The 13,034-nt window shown below is 58.8% G+C and carries 9 protein-coding genes; 5 read left to right on the top strand and 4 right to left on the bottom strand.

Annotated features, from left to right (window positions below):
- Window positions 1-41: 41 nt before the first annotated feature.
- The gene (locus EC9_RS21600) at window positions 42-1,301 is read right to left on the bottom strand and encodes an LL-diaminopimelate aminotransferase (RefSeq protein WP_145348148.1); all 1,260 of its coding nucleotides are present in this window, start codon (window positions 1,299-1,301) and stop codon (window positions 42-44) included.
- A gap of 326 nt (window positions 1,302-1,627) precedes the next feature.
- On the opposite strand from EC9_RS21600, the gene EC9_RS21595 reads away from it, so the two are divergent.
- Window positions 1,628-2,551, top strand: a complete 924-nt coding sequence (locus EC9_RS21595; protein WP_246105817.1) for a sugar phosphate isomerase/epimerase family protein — start codon at window positions 1,628-1,630, stop codon at window positions 2,549-2,551.
- Window positions 2,552-2,714: 163 nt separating this feature from the next.
- On the opposite strand, the gene EC9_RS21590 is transcribed toward EC9_RS21595, so the two are convergent.
- Window positions 2,715-3,629 carry a sigma-70 family RNA polymerase sigma factor gene (locus tag EC9_RS21590; protein WP_145348147.1) on the bottom strand — a complete coding sequence of 305 codons (915 nt, stop codon included), beginning with the start codon at window positions 3,627-3,629 and terminating at the stop codon, window positions 2,715-2,717.
- A gap of 278 nt (window positions 3,630-3,907) precedes the next feature.
- A complete protein-coding gene (locus tag EC9_RS21585; protein ID WP_145348146.1) occupies window positions 3,908-6,667 on the bottom strand; it encodes a hypothetical protein in 2,760 nt (919 codons plus the stop codon).
- A 270-nt stretch (window positions 6,668-6,937) separates the two neighbouring features.
- Between EC9_RS21585 and EC9_RS21580 the strand changes: the two genes are divergently transcribed.
- Window positions 6,938-7,228 (top strand): transcriptional regulator, encoded by a 291-nt coding sequence (locus tag EC9_RS21580; protein WP_145123119.1) that lies wholly within the window; start codon window positions 6,938-6,940, stop codon window positions 7,226-7,228.
- 104 nt (window positions 7,229-7,332) lie between these two features.
- Entirely contained in the window at window positions 7,333-8,823 is a 1,491-nt protein-coding gene (locus tag EC9_RS21575; RefSeq protein WP_145348145.1) for a serine/threonine-protein kinase, read from the top strand.
- 79 nt (window positions 8,824-8,902) lie between these two features.
- Here the strand turns inward: EC9_RS21575 and EC9_RS21570 are convergent, their stop codons facing one another.
- Window positions 8,903-10,102, bottom strand: a complete 1,200-nt coding sequence (locus tag EC9_RS21570) for a hypothetical protein (RefSeq protein WP_145348144.1) — start codon at window positions 10,100-10,102, stop codon at window positions 8,903-8,905.
- 151 nt (window positions 10,103-10,253) lie between these two features.
- On the opposite strand from EC9_RS21570, the gene EC9_RS21565 reads away from it, so the two are divergent.
- On the top strand, window positions 10,254-11,297 hold the full coding sequence (locus tag EC9_RS21565; RefSeq protein ID WP_218934336.1) for a hypothetical protein: 1,044 nt from the start codon (window positions 10,254-10,256) through the stop codon (window positions 11,295-11,297).
- A 692-nt stretch (window positions 11,298-11,989) separates the two neighbouring features.
- Window positions 11,990-13,024 (top strand): DUF1559 domain-containing protein, encoded by a 1,035-nt coding sequence (locus tag EC9_RS21560; protein WP_145348142.1) that lies wholly within the window; start codon window positions 11,990-11,992, stop codon window positions 13,022-13,024.
- Window positions 13,025-13,034 lie beyond the last annotated feature (10 nt).

Below are 13,034 nucleotides of genomic sequence, written 5' to 3'. Positions count from 1 at the left end.
GATGCCCGCGCGGTTAAACTAGAAAACTCCTTGCTTGCTGCTTAGAAGGTCAGGCCGGCCGACATCAGACGCTTCTTCGATTCAGCCATCAACGCATCTTCGGCCGCTTCGTCAGCCGCTTCGTAGGTGACGCTGAAACGGATGTAAGGTCCGGCGTCGTCCCAGGGAACGGTGACCATCGAGTGCTGCGTGATCAGATATTGGCTGGCCGCTTCGCCCGAATCGAAGCTGCCGCCGTCGGCCGATGCCACGGGGGCTTTCGTATACAGGAAGTAGCTGCCGCCGGGCATCTGGCAATCGAATCCGCATTCGTTCAGCATCGTGACCAACTTTTCCAGGCGACGACGATACTTGGCGTTCACGCGTTGCGGGATCGATTCGTCGTCGAGCGCTGTCACCGCTGCCTTTTGGATCGCGATGAATTGTCCGCTGTCGCAGTTGTCTTTGACGTCGGAGAAGGCGCGGACCAGAGTTGGGTTGCCGCAGACCCAGCCCAAACGCCAGCCGATCATGTCGAAGCCTTTGCTGAGCGAATGGACTTCGACGCCGACATCCTTCGCGCCGGGAGTCTCCAGGAAACTTGTCGGCCGTCCATCGAAGGTCAACATGATGTGCGCCGCGTCTTGCACGACGATGAACTTCTTCTCCTTGGCCAGCTTGACGACCTTCTCGAAGAACTCCGGCGGGCACAAGCGGCCGGTCGGGCTGTTCGGGTAGTTCAGGACCAGGATCTTGACGCGTTCCCAGATCTCGTCGGTGATCGAATCGAGATCGGGCAGGAAGTTGTTTTCGGCCAACAGCGGAAGCTTATGGACGGTGCCGCCATAATAGGTCGTGTGAGTTCCCGCGACGGGATATCCCGGTGCGGTCATCAGCGTGATGTCGCCGGGGTTGATGAAGCAGGCGGGCAACATCGACAGCGCGGTCTTGCTGCCGATGCAGTGGTTGATTTCGGTCGCGGGGTCGAGCGTGACGTTGAAGTTCCGCTGCATGAACCGAGCGACAGCCTGCTGGAAATCGCCGATGCCGTTGTCGGCGTAGCCGCGATTTTCGGGCTGGTTGATCTCGACCGCCATCCGCTCGCGGACCTTCGCGTCGGCGACGCCATCGTTTTCACCGATGCCGAAATCGATCAGCTGGCGATCGGGGAAATCGGCCAACGCTTTCCGCTTGGCGCGCTTGATCTTTTCGAATTTGTAGATCGCCGTCCCTTTGCCGTAGCCGCTGCCACCAATCCGTTCGGCAAACAGCGACTGAAAGTAAGGATCCGCGGAGTTTGTTTCGGAGTTGGTCGTAGACATCAGCGTATGGAATGTTTTTTATATGGGGGAAGGAGACTTAACCTGGCGATCTCAATTTAAGTAAATGCTTTAATTGAAGATATGCAGCGAATCTACCGGGCGAGGCTGTATTGGGCAATGGTGCGGGCCCCGATCCGATGCCCCGTCGATGGTTCCGACAGCGCGAATCAGCCCGTATAATCCAGCGTTTTCGCTGCGTCCCGCTCGGGGATCCGCAGATGCCTCGGGAACCTGTGTCTTCCGGCTGGCAGCCGACGCGGTCGCCGCAGCCGCATCGCCGCGGGCATCTGTCACCGCTAGAACCGATTTGAAGGAGTTTGACCGCTGTGTTGCAATTAGGTTTTGTGAGTGCGATTTTGCCCGAGTTGTCCTTGGACGAAGTGTTGGCCGTTGCCGCGGAGATCGGTTACGACTGTGTCGAGGTGATGTGTTGGCCGCAGGGGAAGGCGGAGCGGCGGTATGCCGGGATCACGCATATCGATACCGCGGCGCTGGGGCCGGCGGAGGTCGACGCGATCGGGGCCCTCACGCAAAAGCATGGCGTAGCGATCTCGGGACTCGGTTATTATCCGAATCCGTTGGCTGGCGATCTGGACGAAGCGGCGGCAGCGGTCGAACATCTGCACGCGCTCATCAAAGCTTGCCAGCAGTTGAGCATCCCGCAATTGAACACCTTCGTCGGCCGCGACTGGACCAAATCGGTCGACGCCAACTGGCCGCGGTTCTTGGAAACCTGGCGACCGATCATCGCGGCGGCTGAACAGCACGGGGTGCGGATCGGGATCGAAAACTGTCCGATGTTCTTCACCGACGACGAATGGCCGGGCGGCAAGAACCTAGCGACGACGCCGGCGATCTGGCGACGGATGTTCGATGCGATCCCGAGCGATCACTTCGGTTTGAACTTCGATCCCTCGCACTTGGTCTGGCAACAGATCGATCACATCCAACCGGTGTGGGACTTTGCCGATCGGATCTTCCACGCGCACGCCAAGGATGTCCGCGTCGATCGGCATCGCTTGAACCAAGTTGGCATCATGGCCAATCCGCTGGAATACCACTGTCCCAAACTGCCGGGGCTTGGCGAGATCGATTGGGGGCGTTTTCTGTCGGTCTTGGGGGACAGTGGTTATGCCGGCCCGGTCTGCGTGGAGGTCGAAGATCGAGCGTACGAAGGGACGTTGGAATCGCGGAAAGCTGCCCTGCGGCAGAGCCATGATTTCCTGCGGAACTTTATCGTGAAGGCGTAAGTATCGATCGCGCTCGGATTGTGCCAACTCGATGCGCTCTATCGGAGCCTTTTCTCGCTTGGTCCAAACGGGGCATCGAGCGCGTGCGTCGTTATGCCAGTCCGATGCGTTCTTTCGGATCCTTTACGCGCTTGATCCAAGTGGGGCTTCGGGCGCGTTCTACTTATGCCAGGCCGATACGTTCTTTGGGGTCTTTGAGGGCATCGGCCATGCGGTTGAGCGCTTCGGTTTCGATTTGACGGACGCGTTCGCGGGTCAGTCCCAGTTCGGCACCGATTTCTTTCAGCGTGTGGGGTTCGCTGCCGTCGAGTCCAAATCGCATCTTGATCACGGTCGCTTCACGCGATTCCAGGCGGCCGAGCATCTGCATCGCATGGTGCATGATGTCGTCATCTTGCATCGCGTCGTCGGGGCTCTTCTGCTTCTCATCCATCACCATCTCGCCCAGCGACCATCCCGATTCGGATTGATCGCTCTGCGGCGTGCTGTTGTTGATGCGGATCGCTTTTTTGATGATCGGCAGCTTCTTCTTCGGAAGGCCCAGCACGCGAGCGACCTCTTCGTTGGTCGGGGTGCGGCCGAGTTCTTCGGTCAGCCGCGCCGTTGCCCGACGCCATTTGCTGAGCAATTCAACCATGTAGGCGGGGATCCGAATCGTCTTGGCGCTGTTGATCAGAGCGCGTTTGATCGATTGTTTGATCCAATAGCTGGCGTAGGTGCTGAACCGCGTTCCGACGGCGGGGTCGAAACCTTCGACAGCTCGCAACAGCCCCAGGTTTCCCTCTTCGATCAGATCTTGCAATCCGAGGCCTTTGCCGGTGTAGCCGCGAGCGATGTTGACGACCAATCGCAGGTTGGCACGGACCATTCGGTCGCGGGCCATCACGTCGCCTTGAGCGATCCCGCCGGCGAGTTGCTGTTCTTCTTCAGCCGACAGCAGTGCGGTCTCATTGATCTCGCGAAGATAGGTTTCCAGGGGCGATTGAACGGCGGGATCTTTGACCCGTGTCGTCGTTCGTGAACGCGCCGCTTTGATATCTTCAAGACCTGGATCAACAGCCACTAGTTCTTCGACCATGGGATTGCCTTCTGCACAATTGGGAGGAAACAAAGGCCGTTCCGTCGCGGATTGGGAGGTCGCGTGATGGAAAGCCGTAGAGCAAAAGCATTGTTTGAATTCGCCTTACACATGGGTTATCGGCGTGCGCTGCAGACGTTCTGAAAAGATGCCGGAATTAGGTTGTCCGTGACGCTTGAACCGAGTTGCGCGATCGCAACGGTTCTGCTTTGTCTAGCGGATGTGCCGACACCGGTGCTGGGGGCAGAGAGCGTACCGACGATGTAAAGGCGAGCCGGTTAGCGAACCGGTTCATTGATGATCGCGTCGGGGCGGGTGCCGATCAACGGACGAATCGGCAGGGGGGCCGATTTGGGTACCCACTTGGAGACGGAGAACTGTTCCAACTGCAGTTCGCCTTCGCCGATCAATTCGAAAGTTGTTTGCAGCGGTTGGTTGTTCGTCGCGACCCGGTAGAGTCGAATGTTGTGCCATTTGTTGTCGGGGCGGACGAATAGGCCGAGTTCCGAACCGGCATACGAATCGTAGATCAGGGCGCCGCGGTGCGGCCGCATCGGCCCCGCGCTGCGGATTCGAATCCGGGCGTCGATTCGCAGGCAATCGCCTTGCTGGCAGCGAATCGATTGGCTGCGGCCGCGCAACATCGTGCCGGCATACCCGCCCGGCAGCGGTTGGCCGCTGAGACTTTGCGTCGACAGCGAGAGCGCTGTCAATGCGTTGCCTGCCTGTTCCACGATTTGGACGTCCGATCGAGCCAGATCTTCGCGGCGACGATCGTGAGTCCAGCCCGAGCGTTCCCAGAGCTGTGGATTTTCGAACGGGTTCAAAACTGTTGGGTCCTGTTTCCAGTTCCCCTTATCGAATCGCGGTAACATGCCGACATATAGGCCTGCCGAATTTGGGGCGTGTAGTGCGGGGTGGCTGACGATCCGGTCTTGATCAAAAGCCAACGCGTCGATCAATTGGCTGGTCGCTTGGACGTCCCAGGCGTCGGCGCGACGGAGCAGGCGGTAGGCCGATGCAACGTCGCCCGATTGGTGGACCCGCGCCGATTCATCGAGGGCTCGATTGGCTTGCTGCAAAATGGTGTAGGCCGAATCGGTGGGCGTCGAGAGCCCGAGTTGCCGCATCGAATCCCAGTCGCGGGTGGTTCGTTTCAGCGATTCGCGAACCAATTGCCAGCGATCGAAGCCGATTTGGCTGGACGTTTGATGCAGCCCGCGATCGAAGCGGGCGGTCGCTGCCGGGTCGTTCGAGACGATAAACAGCTCTACAAAATCGGGAGCGACGACGTCGACGGTCGATCCGCCGGGCGTCGCGTCGAGCTTCATCCGTTCCAACTGCATCCCGCTGAACCGAAAGATCTGTTGGCCGCGGAGCGCTGGAGGGATTGCGATTCGCAAGACCTTACCGTTGCCGGCGTGAGGCATGGTGCCGACGCTGCTGGTCGACGTGGCGATGATCAAGCCGAGATTGCCGTTGCGGATATGACGCGCCCGATAGTCGGCGTCGTAACATTTCAGTTCGGTGGTCGCTGCTCCGGTCGATACGATCGTCTGGGTCAGGGTGATGAATCGATTGATCAACCGCAGCACGCTGGCGCGTTGGAAATCTTCGGCGCGGCCGCTGTCCAATGCACCGCTGGATCGAAAGACGATTCCACATGGCGACGTTTCCAACGCACGCATCGTCTGCAGCCAAGTCGCGTGCCAGCCGTAATCGTCGATCGGCGTGGTGTCGGTGCAACGGGCCAGGCCGTCGATCTGTTCGCGCAACGCTCGACTGGGCCCACTGGCGATTGCGGTCAAGAATCGTGGGGCGTGTCCGGTGCTGCGGATCGCTTCGGCTTGCCACGCCGATTCCTCCGCTGGCTTCAGCCCACGGACCGGCGGCGGCAGATCGATTGCCAAACAATCGCTGACCGAACGATATTGGCGATGCGATTCGATCGGGAACGCGACCAATTCGCGACGCAACACGCCGGGCAGACGTCGCAAACGACCTGCGATATCGACACTTCGCGGGACATCTTTTTCCAAAAGCGCGTCCCCCAGATTCCAAGCGATCACGGGGGCCAACAGATTCGTGAGGTCCTTGCGTTCCACGGTGGCGTAGGGGGCGATGATCTCGATCCCCGCTTGATTCGCTTCGCGCAAGATCGCCGCATCGGGAACGTGTTGCATCAAGATGCCGGTAAATCCGTTGGCCTTCAGCCAGGGGAGCGCTTCCCCGTTGTATTCGAGGAACCGTTTGACGACGCCAACGGGGAACGCGGCTCGCGTTGCGACGTCGGTCGCGTCGGTTGGAGAGCTGCGGTTTTCCAGACGGTTCAATTGGACGGGCAACGCGCGATCGATGCGGAGATCGTCGATGCGGATGTTTTCGGTGCCGGGGCCGGCGTACGCGTTGATCGTGACCGCGTCGATGTAGGGCTGTCGCAGATCGACTTCGCGGCCCAACGCGTTGCGTAGCACCGCCTGTTGAACGACCAGTTGTTGTTGGGCGTTGGTCAGCGAGAGCTGTTGCCATTGTCCCGGTTGGGAGTAGGTCGCGTTTCCGATTCGCGCGATCGCCGGTTGGCCGGTTCGCGGGTCGAGGGCAAAGGGAAAGCGGACGCGCAGCGACATCCGAGCTCCCGGTCGTTGAGCCCAGAACCAGAGCGATCCCACCAGTTCGTCGATGACCTCGGTCGGCACGATCCGGTAGATGAATTCCGCTCGCGTGCCGGGGCCGGTTTGCAACGAGATCGATTCGCACGGTCCGGCATCGCGGCCTCCCGAAGAGATCCGTTGATGGGTGATGATCTGTGCCCCACAGTCCTCGCGGTCGAGCTGCCAAACCGGCGCTCCGCCATCGAATGAGTCCTGGATCTGGGCGCGAGAATATTTTGGGAAAAACAGCGGAGAAATTACCGCAATCGCTAAGGTTACCCAGACTAAATGTTGACCACCCTGCTCCCGTTGCGGAAGATGGTTATCAGCGGAAGTGCGGGAAGCACTTGGCCTGCGGATGCCAATCGGGTGGGGCTGTCGCTTCATCTGTTGATTTAAGGCATCGCCATGGGGACGCGTGGGTTCAATGTCGTAAGTCGTTTGAAAACAACGGCTTGCGTTAAAAAAGGCAGTCTGGCGTGTTGCGTTTTTGCAACCCAGGCAGCGCCCCCTCTCGGAAGCTGATTCGCTGTAAAGAGTTGTCTGCAAAGGAGTTGCGGATCGAAACACGGTGCTGGCCAAAGTTTGGCACTGAGACTGCTCTACCACAATTTGCACTCACACGACAACCTTTTCTTTTTACTGGAGTTCTAGCCGATGGCATTTACCGCACCACAGACCAGCGAAGACACCCCGATCGAGATTCAAGAGCTGATCCAAGCGTTCGATACTCTGCCCCAAGAGCATCGTGAAACGCTTGCTCCATCGCTGCTTCGCGTCGTCGAGTGCAGTTCGCGTCGTCGTCGGATCTTGAACTTGGTCCAAGAAGCGTTGGCTCAATTGCGGTTGGATATGAAATATTTGGTCTTCGATTTGGAAGCGACTCGTCGCGAACGCGACACGCTGCGAGACCAGATCGAAGGGACAAACAACGGCGACCACGAATAGGTCGTACCGACAACGTTCGAGAACCCAACGCCGCACGCGTTCGGTCGGCTCCCTGGCAGGATTGATGAGATTCCCAAATCGCAGGAATGCGACGCGACACGAAAATGATTGAATTCACCCCGGAACAACTCGCATCACGAATCGTCGACCTCGGGCTGGCGCCGATGGCCGAAGTAGAGGCGGCGCGTTCGGAGGTCGGGACCGGTGAATCGACGATCCATGACTTCATCAAGATCTTGCACGGCAAGGGGTTGCTGACCAACTTGCAACTCGACAAGCTCCGCAAAGGGGAGCGGTCGGGCTACTTCTACGGCAAATATAAGGTGCTGTATCTGATCGGTGCGGGAACGTTTGCCCGCGTCTATCGCGCCACCCATTGCGAGACGAATCAGGTTGTGGCCTTGAAGGTGCTGCGGAAGCGGTACCGCGACGAAGTGGCTCAGATGGAGCAGTTTCTTCGCGAGGGAAGGATGGGGCTGCGTTTGCGTCACCCCAACATCGTTTCGATCTACGAAGTCGATCCCAACGTGAAGAACCCCTTCATGGTGATGGAGTTTGTCGAGGGGGAGACGCTTCGCGATCTGGTCCGGATCCGCGGCAAGCTGCAGCCCGAGATCGCGATGAAGTTGTTGGTCGATATCGCATCGGGGCTGTCGTATGCGGCTTCGCTGGGGATTTCGCATCGCGACTTGAAATTGTCGAACGTTCTCGTCTCTTCGGAGGGTAGAGCCAAGCTTGTCGATTTTGGGTTGGCGGCGTTGGCCGACCGCGAGAACCCGGAAAAGGTCGCCGATTGTCCCAACGCGCGGGCGATCGATTATGCCGCTCTGGAACGCGGCACCAACGTCCGCAAGGACGATCCTCGCAGCGACGTCTTTTTCGCCGGGGCGATGTTGTACACGATGCTCTGTGGCGAACCGCCGTTGACCGAGACTCGGGAGCGGATGAAACGCCTAAATGTCGGGCGGTTCCAAGATATTAAACCGATCGGACAGATCGATCCCACGCTTCCGGTGCCAGCGATCCAAGTCGTCGCCAAGGCGTTGGAGTTCGATCCTGAAAAACGACTGCAAAGCGCAGCGGCGCTGCAGTTGGAAGGGAAGCAGGCGTTGGTGCGGATGAAGCAGATCCGCGAGGGAGGTCCCGCCGTCGCGGCGAAGGTTGCGTCGGGCGAAATGCCAACCAACGAAGGCGAAGGTCGGTTTGTGATGCTGGTCGAATCGAAGGCGTCGCTTCAAGATGTCGTCCGCGATCGGTTGAAAAAACGTGGCTACCGCGTGCTTGTGATCTCCGATCCCGTTCGCGCTTTGGGGCGGTTTGTTCCCGGCGATGATCCGCCCGCGGATTGCGTGATCTTCTCCGCTTCGGAATTGGGATCGTTGGCGTTGGAAGCGTTTAATCGGTTCGCAAGCGAGGAACATACCGCGGATATCCCTGCGGTTCTGTTAGCCGATCAATCGCAACAGAACTTGATTCGCCAGGCCAAGATGGGGCCGCATCGCGTCTTGTTGTCGATGCCGTTGAAGGTTTTGGAGCTGCGGACCGCGCTGCGTCGGCTGCTCGCTGGCCGTCCCAAACGCGAAGACTTTATCTAGCCCTTTGCTTCGCTTGGCGGCCTTCATCGCGAAGACGACTGTTCCCGAACCGCTGCGTGGAACATAGCCCGACGAAGCGTTAGTATCGCATCGTCAGTTCGGTTCGCATCAGGTGTTCGGCGAAGTGTTGTTCCGACAGCGCGTAAAGTCCGCCGATGCCGAATTCAAACTTCCCGCAGAACAGGAACCGTGTGCCGGGGCCAACGTAGAGGTAGGTTTCATTGCTCGACGATTGGGTGCCGAGGATCGGATCGGTGTAGGCACCGTCTTGGAACGACCAGCCGACGAAGTCGAAGTTGGCGGTCATCATGTTTTTTGCGTCGCGCTGCCAGACGATCCGGTTCCACGCGACGCCCCACCGCAGCAGAGCCCCGGCGTACTGGGAGTCGCCGCCCAGTGGGATCCATTCGGCGGCCTGCGCCTGCAGGAAGTCGCGATCGGTTAACGCCAGGCCCATCAGCAGCGCCGGTTCCAGCGATACGTGCCCCGTGCCGACTCCATTTCTTGCTCGCCCGGTAGGGATCGACGTCGTCGTTTGTAGCGTCACTTGCAGCATCCGCGTGTCGTGCAGCATGCTTTTGGTGCCGATTTGGATGTCGCCAAATCCCGCGCCGTGCCCGGCCTGTTCCATGTACAGCGATCGATAGGGCGTGACCGTGAACATCGAAAACTTTCCCCGCGCGGTCTCGGCATATAGACTCATCTCGTGGTAGTCGAGTCGGTTGATGCCCGCCGATCCGGTTTGCGGCGCGGGGCCTTTGCCACCGATCTTGGCCATGAAATATTCGCTGCGATCGGGCAGGATCGTGTCGATGCCATAATCCCAGCGGACGCGTGTACGGTTCTGCGTACGAGCCGAATCGACCCAGAACGAAGCGGATTCCAACAGGTGCCATTCGGGCATGTAACACGGATCGCCATCGCACAGTGCCGCCGAGAAGGCGGAGTACAGTCGTCCGCTGAATGTGTCGTTGTGTGAGTTGTTGGTGCCGCAGGAGACGCACGAGCCGTCGTCGCTGCAGGAACCGCAGTATCCCGAGTCACAGTATCCGATGTCGGTCAGGGGTTGGTCGGACAACACGATCGGTTCGCCGACCGTGCCGGCGGGGTATTCGGGCTGTTGCAGCGTAGTGCTTGGCGAGGGGAGCAATTGCGGAGTCCCCGCCGCGCCGGCGCCGCTAGGTTGCTGTAGGATCAGCGGTTCTTGTCCGACTGCAACGATCCCCAACAACCACATCAGCGGCAGGATCGTGGATCGGCAGAGTGACGATGACGGCATCCGGTTTATATGTCTTCGGTTAGCAACCCACGAGCGTTTCATTGACCTCGACGGTCAGCGACCAGTGTGCTCGATCGCTCGATCTGGCGGGGGGGTTGTAGGTTAGATCGGGGCAGCAACTCAAGGCCGATCGGCCTCTATTTTCCAGTTTGTGAGCGACCTTGACGCGTCGTCGTCGGAATCGTTAACAGTGCTTCCATCGGGTGCGATCGGCGGTGTTTGCCGCTATCAATGCACCTCCTGCTTTGAACTTGTTTCCGTTTTGGGGATTGGGATGCGACTGGCCCTTCGAACCGCCGCCACGCTGATGCTTTCCTTCGCATTGGGGTTGCCTGAGGCATCGGTCTCCGCCCAGCAAACTTTGCCAGCTTCAGCCGAACCGGAGCCGATCAGCCTTTCCGGCTTGGTGGTCCAGTCCTATCCGCCGAAGCCGACGATGATCGAGTCGATGGCGTCGGCTCGCCGCGGCGTCTGCGCCCATCTGCGAGCTTCACCTGTCTGCCAGTTGTTGGACGGATTGCTGAGGCCGCTGAGTGCGCTCACCGGTGGGATGATTCCCGGCGAAAAGATGCCGCTGCCCGGTGAACAGGAACAGCCCGGTCCCGAGGGAACCGCCGCGCAGGTCAAGGCGGTTGAAATGCAAGCTCCGCAGCGGCAGGCTGCCGTCGCTCAACTGCAGGGACTCGATGTCCGTTATTATCCGGAAGCCGAAGCGACGCTGATCTCCGCGCTCCGCGCCGACTCTTCGGTCTGCGTTCGATTGGAAGCGGCCAAGACGATCGCAACGCTACCGGTCTGCACGCCGCCACTGATCAAAGCGCTGCAGGTCTGTATCGCGGGGACCGACGTCGACGGAAACCCGGGAGAGCTGGTACCTGCGGTTCGCGAGCAGGCGACCGTCGCGTTGAACCATTGTGAGTGCTGTTCTCCAAATCTCGCGGCGCCCGCCAATCAACGGCCTGAATATCCCGAGAGCCGCGTCGTGCCGGCAACAGCTTTTGCGTCGACGGCAACCACGATTCCACCTGGGGCACCGTATTCGATGGCTCCACCGATCGCCCCCGGCGGGCCCGCTCACGCTGTCTTCACCCAGCCGGTACCGAGTGCACCCGCCACCAGCAAGCCGGTCGCGCTTCCAGCGGTAAAATCGAAGCCGGGCAACTTGATGGATGTCTTTCGCGCCGCGACCCAATAGCATTTGACGTGGCTGACACGAGAAGAAATCGGCGTGGCCCCGAGCCGTTTCGTGAGGTTCAGTTGGACGTATCAGGCGGCACGCGTTAGCGGTTTGTCTGTCTTGTGTATCCGCACGCTGGGGCCAATCTCTGGTCCACTGTTATGAGGCTAGGGGGTAGGTAATAGGATTCGCAGCGGCAGCTTTGGCCTTGCTGGCGATGCTCACCGACCACACTACGTGAATTGGGACCGCGGTTTGGTCTGCCAAGCGTCGACAGTGTTTAGAACCTCATCCGGCAAGCGGAACGTCGGTACAGGGAGTCGACGCAATGGCGTCAAGACGCTGCAAAGATTGAGCAGCCTCACCTCAACGCCCACCCATCACAATGTCTGCCCTCGACGTAGCCCTGAGGCAAGGTTGCTATGGCAGCCGTACACCCCCTCCCAAAGGAAGAAAGATGTCGGTAGGCAGTCGTTCTTCGTAGAAAGCCTTTTTTGCTGCCATAAGAGTGGTTTTGTCGGTTCTCCTGGGCGTATTATCCACCCTAAATGGTTGACAATCCCTGCGAAATGCACTACGGTAAGATGTCGGACAATTAGATGTAAGGACGGCAGAGTCTTTTGAAGACTCGATAGAAGTAATAACTAAATAGTTAGCAGCTGAGCCTGTCCCAGCTGCTATCAGTACATTTTCTGGGAAAGTAAATCGGTATGAAATGTTCTAAAAGGTTTCCAGGTTCTTCTCGAAAGGGCTTTACGCTTGTCGAGTTGCTCGTCGTTATCGCGATCATTGGTATTCTGGTTGGATTATTGCTGCCGGCGGTTCAAGCGGCGCGCGAGGCAGCTCGCCGTATGCAATGCACGAACAACTTGAAACAGCTTGCATTGGCCTTGCATAATTACCACGATACCTATCTGACCTTCCCTCGCTACGCTCAAATCCCAGGTTCGCGTACCACCAATAGCGATTACAATTATTCCGTACAAATCAAGCTCCTTCCTTTCATCGAGCAAACAGCGCTTTACGACACGATTAAGGAGAATTCGAACGATTTCTATGCTTCACCTGGTGGGGATAACGAGGTTAGAGTCTTTCGCAACACCGCCTTTGTCTGCCCCTCGGATATGCCTTTCCCGAGTGATAGTTATAAAGGCAACTGTAACTATCCGGTCTCGGCGGGTTCCAACCTTGGGTGGGACGTTTCTACGTCTCGGCACAATGGCGTCTTCCAGGCATCTGCGGCAACGAATATGGCGCACATTATCGATGGCACCTCGAATACGATCATGCTCGGAGAGCATTTGACCGGCGACTATGACGATGGGACCTATCGCGCCGAGACGGATACCGTAGCTGGCCTGGCGTGGAGCGGGATTAACGACTCGACACAGCAAGGACCGATTACGCAGTCCCAGGTTGAAACCGCCGGGGCGGCCTGCGATGCCGGTGGCAGTTCTGGTTCTCTCTCGCACCGCAGCATCTCGGGCATGCGCTACAACCGGGGCATTTTCACGTACACCGTCTTTAACACCCTTGCGCCGCCAAACTGGAAGTACCCCGCTTGCACGGTGAATTCTGCGGTCGGCAGTAGCCAAGGCGTTTATCCAGCCCGCAGTCGTCACCCCGGCGGCGTTAACTTCGCCTTGGCGGATGCATCGGTGCGTATGATCGCCGAAACCACTGATCTGCAAGTCTACCACGGCTTGGGTAGCAGGAACGGCGGGGAAGTCGTCTCGGTTCCGTGAGCATCGTAGT

Source organism: Rosistilla ulvae (genome assembly GCF_007741475.1).
GTDB classification, from domain to species: Bacteria; Planctomycetota; Planctomycetia; order Pirellulales; family Pirellulaceae; genus Rosistilla; species Rosistilla ulvae.
The sequence above is the reverse complement of the archived record's forward strand: the minus strand, read 5'-3'. Positions and strand labels throughout refer to the sequence as shown.

Coding starts and splice junctions, on each gene's coding strand:
- EC9_RS21600 (WP_145348148.1), bottom strand. CDS start 1,301: ATGTCTACGACCAACTCCGAAACAAACTCCGCGGATCCTTACTTTCAG.
- EC9_RS21590 (WP_145348147.1), bottom strand. CDS start 3,629: ATGGTCGAAGAACTAGTGGCTGTTGATCCAGGTCTTGAAGATATCAAA.
- EC9_RS21585 (WP_145348146.1), bottom strand. CDS start 6,667: ATGAAGCGACAGCCCCACCCGATTGGCATCCGCAGGCCAAGTGCTTCC.
- EC9_RS21580 (WP_145123119.1), top strand. CDS start 6,938: ATGGCATTTACCGCACCACAGACCAGCGAAGACACCCCGATCGAGATT.
- EC9_RS21575 (WP_145348145.1), top strand. CDS start 7,333: ATGATTGAATTCACCCCGGAACAACTCGCATCACGAATCGTCGACCTC.
- EC9_RS21570 (WP_145348144.1), bottom strand. CDS start 10,102: ATGCCGTCATCGTCACTCTGCCGATCCACGATCCTGCCGCTGATGTGG.
- EC9_RS21560 (WP_145348142.1), top strand. CDS start 11,990: ATGAAATGTTCTAAAAGGTTTCCAGGTTCTTCTCGAAAGGGCTTTACG.